6 protein-coding genes and 1 pseudogene are annotated in these 7,507 nt (G+C 30.2%); 6 read left to right on the forward strand and 1 reads right to left on the reverse strand.

Annotated features, from left to right (window positions below; all coding sequences use genetic code 11):
* The first annotated feature begins 3,725 nt into the window (after positions 1-3,725).
* From GGR08_RS04000 to GGR08_RS04020, 6 genes and pseudogenes are all read left to right on the forward strand, one after another.
* Complete coding sequence (locus tag GGR08_RS04000) at positions 3,726-3,932, forward strand: hypothetical protein (RefSeq protein ID WP_183194099.1); 207 nt, start codon at positions 3,726-3,728, stop codon at positions 3,930-3,932.
* Positions 3,863-4,219, forward strand: a pseudogene (locus GGR08_RS08225) (aromatic amino acid transporter AroP); the annotation flags it as partial. The gene GGR08_RS04000 and the pseudogene GGR08_RS08225, both read left to right, overlap by 70 nt.
* Before the next feature lie 41 nt (positions 4,220-4,260).
* Positions 4,261-4,941 carry an energy-coupling factor ABC transporter ATP-binding protein gene (locus tag GGR08_RS04005; protein ID WP_183194100.1) on the forward strand — a complete coding sequence of 227 codons (681 nt, stop codon included), beginning with the start codon at positions 4,261-4,263 and terminating at the stop codon, positions 4,939-4,941.
* Positions 4,938-5,576 (forward strand): energy-coupling factor transporter transmembrane component T family protein, encoded by a 639-nt coding sequence (locus GGR08_RS04010; RefSeq protein WP_183194101.1) that lies wholly within the window; start codon positions 4,938-4,940, stop codon positions 5,574-5,576. Before GGR08_RS04005 ends, GGR08_RS04010 begins: the two co-directional genes overlap by 4 nt.
* Positions 5,577-5,592: 16 nt before the next feature.
* Positions 5,593-6,147 (forward strand): biotin transporter BioY, encoded by a 555-nt coding sequence (locus GGR08_RS04015; RefSeq protein WP_183194102.1) that lies wholly within the window; start codon positions 5,593-5,595, stop codon positions 6,145-6,147.
* A gap of 309 nt (positions 6,148-6,456) precedes the next feature.
* Positions 6,457-7,011, forward strand: a complete 555-nt coding sequence (locus tag GGR08_RS04020) for a biotin transporter BioY (RefSeq protein WP_183194103.1) — start codon at positions 6,457-6,459, stop codon at positions 7,009-7,011.
* A gap of 180 nt (positions 7,012-7,191) precedes the next feature.
* Here the strand turns inward: GGR08_RS04020 and GGR08_RS04025 are convergent.
* A partial coding sequence (locus GGR08_RS04025; RefSeq protein WP_183194104.1) for a hypothetical protein occupies positions 7,192-7,507 on the reverse strand: 316 nt, incomplete at its 5' end.

The following is a 7,507-nucleotide window of genomic DNA, read 5'->3' on the forward strand; positions in this document are numbered from 1 at the left end:
TATAGAGAAGCACAGCCGTATATTTTATAGATATATTGACAGTTAATATTAAATAGAAGAGGTTTAAAACCTCTTCCAAAAATACTCAATAACTGCCGTATAACTAATCAATACAGAACAAAAAAAGCTTATGTTTTGATTCATTTTGTTGAAAATTTATTCTAAGGATAAAAAGGCAGAAGCGCTGCTAGTAAAGGTAAAACGACTGTTGATACAGAAAAAATAAATATAAATAATGCTGTTAACATTTTTCCATCCTATTTATAAAACATATCAAAATATAATATGTTAATTAAATTTACTCCATAATGTCATAAAGTGTAATATTATAAATTTCATTTAGTTACATTATAATATGCATTTAAATTATCTATAAGATATAATTAATTTTATTAAAAAAATCAATATATATTATTTAAAAATGTGATTATGATAGAAACTATATCAGAATAAATATTATTTCTATAATCGCTATATTATTTGTATTAAGTTTATTGAATAATATATTATATGGATATGATGTTGTTTTTTATATAGTATGTTTTAAAGCAATGAAAAAAGTGCCGCACTGTTTTTAGCAAAGTTCGTTTACTGAGAGAGCATGGCTGCACGATTTAATATGCTTATCTGCTTTATTTTCTTGTATTTTCAATTATTTATGATTTTTTTTGAATGAGTGAGCATATTAGGAATCTCTTTAGTCTATTACTTGTATTGCTAACACAATTTTCATTATACTATCTTTCCTGATTTCATAGTTTACTAAAATGTCTAATTGGCTTGCATTACAAATTGGGTCATTTGGTATTCCCAACGAGAAAAATTGGCATGTAATGTTTTGTTCTATAGGCCATCGAGCAATTGCAACTCCAACCCTCCCATTAATACTATTTTTTTCATATACAACTAAAGATATACGATATAAAGGTTGAATTGTTGGTACATTTGTCAGTGTCGGTACAATTTTATAATTTTTGAGTTTTTCAGTGGTATCAAGACAAATCTGGCAAGTTACTTCAGTAGTAAGTAAGAGAATATCTTTTTCCTTTTTTATATCAAAAGCTTTATGAATATCGCTTTTGAAATGTCGTTATGAATATTTTTAACCGTGCACTTTCCAAAATGTGTATAAACAGGTATAGGATTATCGAGAGTAGAAAGGATTTCAGCTTTCGTTTCTTTATTATTTATGGATCAATGATGTATATATTTGCAGTAGTATAAAAGCGAAGAAAAGCCAAAAATAACGTGATGTATAACTTCCAACAACCTATAACAGGTAACAGCACTAATAGCAATCAGTCAACAGAATTTTCACAATAAGAAACATTTGCCTTTATTTATATTTTTTCAAGTGTACGTATTGTCAAAAAATGAGCTTACAAAACAACAAATGGTTTTTTCTCATCGGAAGCAAGATCAGCAGCAATACCTACTAAATTTTGTTAGGCAATTCTAATTTCTATAATACAGTTTTGCAAATTGATCAATTTGTCCAGCTATTAATGAAGTATTCGTAAAAACGGCAATATCTTTATAAAATTGCGCTGTTTTATTAAGAATCTTCTTCAGATCTTCACTATTGGAAAACTTCACGGACATTTCACTGTTTGAATATGAAAAAGCTGGATTTAAAGAATGGAAAAAATGATCGTTGATTTTTTCTACTAGAATTGCATATTATTCTCTACATAGGTGGCTTATCTAATCGAAAAATTGACAGATCAATATTATTCGCAATGTTTTGCGCCACTTTAGCATGAAAAAGCAGATACCGTGCGAAAGTATTTACTTTATCTTTAATATCTATTACGCTTAGAAAGTCCAAACGGCATTATTCACAATACATATAAAAAGCAGTGCTATTATTCATTGTACAGTTTTGGAGAAGAAATTTTATTAAGTACTTCAGTACTTTAGATTATTTTTGTTGCAGACAGAATTTTTTATATCATCAGATTTTTAGACGATGATAGCAGGATAGTTCATAAAATCTTTTTTATCTTGTTTTGATTAGATTACAGAGACACCCTTCGAATATATCGATTCACTTAATCATTTTACGCAAATATAACTGCTTAAGTTCCTTAGTTATAAGATATGATAGTAATTTGAAGGAGGACGAGAGAGATGTAAAAGTCAAGGAGATACAGTATTTTTTGTCTTAATGCTAAAAATACTTTCCAATTTACGATAGCATTCAAATTAAGAAGCTGGAAACATAAATCTTTAGGTTAGAAAATGATGTTAAGCTAGCTTAGCAAATATACAAACATTTTATGATTTGTAAGAAAGAGATTTGTTGAATAAATGATTAGAAAATAAAAAACATCATGAACATTTATTAATATGAGAATAAGATGAGTGGAATAAATTAAAAAGTTGCTTTCTATAGGAAGAAAAAGGGGGAGAATTAATGAAGTTAATCACGTTTTTTTACTAAGATAGAGTAAAAATCATGCCGAATGAAAATCGGCTGATAGAACTAGAAACAAAGTTAATTTATTAAGAGAAATTCATTAATGAGATTTTTTGGTAGTACTAATCAATGGAAAAGTTGGAATGAGATATCTAAAAAGCCAGTGTTTTAGTGAAATGATTTTAAGATTTAGAAGAATGGAATATGACTGAAGCTGTTATTTTGCGATTTTCTTAAGAAGGAAAAGATGCTTAAAAAGAATCTCGTAGTAATCTCTTAGTTTTTTTAAATATATAGGGCAGTTTTTATAAATTTCCTCATTAATTTCAAAAATTTTCAATCGTATAAGGAGTACTGAGATTAGAAGATATTGTTTTAGATAATTTCTGGTCCTGAAGTAAGAAAGGTTTTTGTCGAGCCTAAAACAGCGGCTATAAAAGAATCTAGATCCTTTAATATATCATTTTTTTGTCTAGAATTTTCTTATAGGTGTAATAAGAAAGTAAATTTATTTGTTATTTTTTTGAATTGATGCAAATGAAGTAGTGTTATCGTTATCTATAGAATTCATGTGAGAATCATTAAATGAGTATTTATATTTATAATAAAATCGCTTTAATCCGTTTTTATGGACAAGTAACTTGCAATTGTTTTAATAGCGGGAAGTATTCTAGGCTACATTAGTTTTGTACAGCACAGCGAGTTCTAGAATTTTTTTCAAAATTAAATGTGTACTTCGTTATATATATGATATTTTGTAAAAAGGTTTTTGTTTTTTGTAACTTAACATACAAAATACTATTGCTAAAGCACAAAATATAGACCATGCTGGCAAATATGTTAGAGTAAGGCAAATTGAGGACAGAAAATTAGGCGTTATTTTGCATAGAGCTTGATTAAAGCTATAGATGTCTGTTTGCAGAAGATTTGCTAAAATTTTATTCAGGGGGGTTATTTTCCAATTTGTTGTAATTACAGAGTGTGCATTGTCAATGACTACTGCTATAATTGTCAGTGTAACGAAAATGAAGGCCATTAATTTAAATAAAGGGCGGAGCATGTTTTTTCTTAAGACTTTAATAGGACACAGATATAATGCACAGAAAAATAAGGAGTTGCATTGTGACAAGAAAATAAGTTTGCGATTTGTTTTGTACTTTTTAAAAAAGGTGCGTAATTATTTTCAATAAAAGTTGAAATTAGGTTTCACACAGGTAATGGAATATGATGTTTGAAAAAAAGCACCATGCATTGAAATATAATCTTTAAAATCGTCATATTCAAATGATTGCTTTAGGAGGCGTGATTGAAACGGAATTTTTATGGTTCAACAGAATCTATAAAATTGGCTGATCCCTCAGCTATTCTAGCTTATCTTTTCGGGGGGATTATTGTTTATTTCATCACGCGAATGCTTAATGAAATGTTAGTGGAAGAACTAACGTTAGGTGCTTTGCTCTTGCTACAACTGCTGCAGTTATTATTTGGGTCATTATTGTTAGTGTTCATTTGAAGTTTCGAAAGGCTTGTAAGCACAAAATAGAGACGTTTATTTATGCCTTTGGGTTATATCCTTATGCTAATTATTTTTATTTATGCTTTCTTGCTTTATTATTCTGTGTAATGTTTATGAGCGGTTTTGGGAAAAATAGATTCATGGCTCAACTTTTTGAAAAGGGAGGAATAAATATATCTTTCTTTGAGCCATATATTTCTGTGCAGGTGCCTGATATGAGTTTTGCAGTCATGATTATTCCTCTGCGGTGCTTGTTTTTACTTTTGGAGTATAAACTGAAATGATAACAAAAAGAGCTAATAAAAAGGATTGATTGGAATAAATCTTGGGAATTATAAAATTTGATAAGGTAACGCAGGTTTTTGGTGATTTGTGTGTTTTAAGGGGTATTACTGTACAACTTACCGAGAGACGTATCGCCATTATTGGTGCAAATGGTTCTGGAAAAAGTACATTTGTTCGTCTTATTAATGGGCTGCAATTACCATCTCACGGTTTTGTAAGCGTTGATGGACTTGATACTAAACGTGATGCAAAAGCAGTAAAGCGTAAAGTTGGATTTGTTTTTCAAAATCCTGATAATCAGATTGTTTTACCTTTAGTTGAAGAGGACTTATCCTTTGGTCTCAGAAATTTAAAGCTTAATAAAGATGAAATTAAAGCGCGTGTAGATGAAATTTTGCAGCGCTACGGGCTTGAAGCTTTTAGAAATCATGCTGTTCATTTATTAAGTGGTGGACAAAAACAACTCATTGCGATTTCCAGTGTAGTTATAATGAATCCAGATTACGTTATTTTTGATGAGCCGACGACATTACTTGATTTGCGCAATAAGCATCGTGTTACGCAAGTTATAGAAGAGTTACCACAAACGGTGATTGTTGTATCGCATGATTTAGATTTTTTGAAAAAGTTTGATAGAGTACTTGTTTTTGATAAGGGGGAGATAGCAATTGATGATGTACCTTTTGTTGCTATCAAGGAGTATATAAAGAGAATGTCATGATCGGTTTATATATTCCAAAGAATACATTTATTCATAGACTTAGTCCCAGAATTAAGTTTTTATTTCTTACAGTGTGTGGCACCACTATAATAATGGTTTCATCTATATTCCTTCTTGGGCTCTTTTTATTATTTATTTCTTTGTGTTATAGAGTTGCCGAGGTTCCTTTTAAAATGGTGCTAAAGCAGTTTAAATCGATGGGATTGCTTTTAGTTCTTTTATTTATGTTTCAAGCTATTTTTATCAGTTGGCTTACAGGAGTTGAGGTTATATTACGTCTTCTGATCCTCTTTTCTTTATCATCACTTATTTCATTTACAACAAAAGTTTCAGATATGGTGGAAGCAATTGAAGCAGGGCTTCAATACTTTCGTTGTTTGGGTATAAATCCATCAAAAGTGAGTATGGTTATCTCTATGGCGATACGGTTTATTCCTCTGTTGCGTGAAAAATTTAATGAAGTATATGAAGCACAGAAAGCACGCGGCCTTAATATGAATTTTATTGCTCTTACAATACCTTTAATTATACGGACCATAAGAATGGCTTCAGAAGTTGCTGAAGCATTGGAAGCGCGTTCTTATGATGCTGATATTGTTGATCCAGCATCCCATAGGAATCAAAGTTTTTTATAGTGAAAGGAAGGATCAAATGAATACAAAAGATTTAGTTTATATTGCTTTATTTGCTGCTATTTATGCTATTTTAGGCTTTTTTCCTTCTATTTATCTTCCTTTTCTTTTAGGAGTGCCTATTACGGCTCAGTCGATGGGACCGATGTTAGCAGGATCGATACTTGGGGCAAAAAGGGGTGCTTTAGCCTCTATCCTTTTTCTTCTCCTTGTTGCGATTGGATTGCCTTTGTTGCCTAATGGTCGTGGAGGGATTAGTGTCTTTTCAGGGATTGCAAGTGGTTATTTGATAGGTTTTCCATTTGCTGCGTTTTTTATTGGTTTAATGGTAGAATTGTTTTGGCAGCGATTAAATTTTATAACATTATTTGTGATAAATGCTGTGGGTGGTGTGGGAATTGTCTACGCTTTTGGTGTTCCATGGACAGCGTATATGACTAAAGTCTCTTTATTGAATGTTTTAATGGCTTCATCAGTTTTTTTGTTAGGGGATTGTTTAAAAATATTGATTGCATCCTTTGTTGCACTCGCGATTAAAAGATCTGCTCCTCTCATTCATTCAAAGAAAAAATAATTTTCCAATGCATTATTATAATGAAATACGTTTAAAAATAAAGAATAATAAGCATAAGTTAAAATAAATATATTATTTTGTTATGCTATTGTTATATGCTGTTCATTAATATATCACCATAAAGCCATTGAATTTAACTATCGTGATTTAGAATATAAGTTAAATATTGTAATAATTTTATATGATTCATATAATAAATATTATTATAATATTTTTTTATATCTAAGTTATTGGAAGTATAATTTTATAAAACTGATACTTAATTATACAACAATACATGAAGTGTTTCTGTCATGAAGGGGTAATCAAATGAATACAAAAGATTTAGTCTATATTGCTTTATTTGCTGCTGTTTACGCTGTTTTGAGTCTTTTTCCTCCTATTTATCTTCCTTTTTTGCTGAGGGTGCCTATTACAGCTCAGTCTATGGCTCCAATGTTAGCAGGGTCTATACTTGGAGCAAAAAGGGGAGCTCTCGCATCGCTTCTTTTTCTTATTCTTGTTGCGATTGGATTACCTCTGTTACCTGGTGGACGTGGCGGAATTAGTGTTTTTTCAGGAGTTACAAGTGGTTACCTCATTAGTTTTCCATTTGCTGCATTTTTTATTGGCTTTATGGTTGAGTTATTTTGGAAACGATTAAATTTTATACTCTTATTTTCGATAAATGCTGTGGGTGGTATAGGAGTTGTCTATGCTTTTGGTATCCCATGGACAGCATATATGACTCAAGTTTCTTTGCTAACAGTTTTAATAAGTTCATTAGGTTTTTTAATTGGTGGTTTTTTAAAAGTACTAATTGCATCCTTTATAGCGCTTACCATTAAAAAAACTACACCTCTCATTCATTCCGAGAAAGGGTAGCTTTTATTTTGAATGAGGTTTTTTATTACGATACATGGAAAGATAAAAAGCTGATAGCAACAAGCTAAAGTATTTTTTATTTTACTTGTTGGTATTTTAATCAAAGAAAACATTTAAGAAAGAAAAATGCATTATATGTTAAAGTAAAAATTTGTAGTGTATAATCATTTAAGATTAAATTCACAAATTTTTATAATGAACTTTGAAATAGTTCTGATATTTTTGCAAAATAATCAGAGTAAGAGCTTCATTTTCAATAATTATTTTTAATTTTTGTCTCATTGAATGAGTGGTGTAAGTTTTATCTTGTAACGCTATTCCATTTTTGAAAGAAGCTCTATAAAATCTTTTAACTTTTTTAAAGATGAAAAGGGTTTTTGAAGAAGCCAAGGCCTTAGCCAGCGAATGCAGGGAACAAGCTTCTACAGCCATGACTTTAGTTAAAGAGGCAAAAAGTGTTTGTGAATCAGCAAAAAGTTTAGCTGATGGAGCGATC

The organism is Bartonella fuyuanensis, from assembly GCF_014197255.1.
Taxonomy (GTDB): Bacteria; Pseudomonadota; Alphaproteobacteria; order Rhizobiales; family Rhizobiaceae; genus Bartonella; species Bartonella fuyuanensis.

Coding starts and splice junctions, on each gene's coding strand:
- GGR08_RS04010 (WP_183194101.1), top strand. CDS start 4,938: ATGATCGGTTTATATATTCCAAAGAATACATTTATTCATAGACTTAGT.
- GGR08_RS04015 (WP_183194102.1), top strand. CDS start 5,593: ATGAATACAAAAGATTTAGTTTATATTGCTTTATTTGCTGCTATTTAT.
- GGR08_RS04020 (WP_183194103.1), top strand. CDS start 6,457: ATGAATACAAAAGATTTAGTCTATATTGCTTTATTTGCTGCTGTTTAC.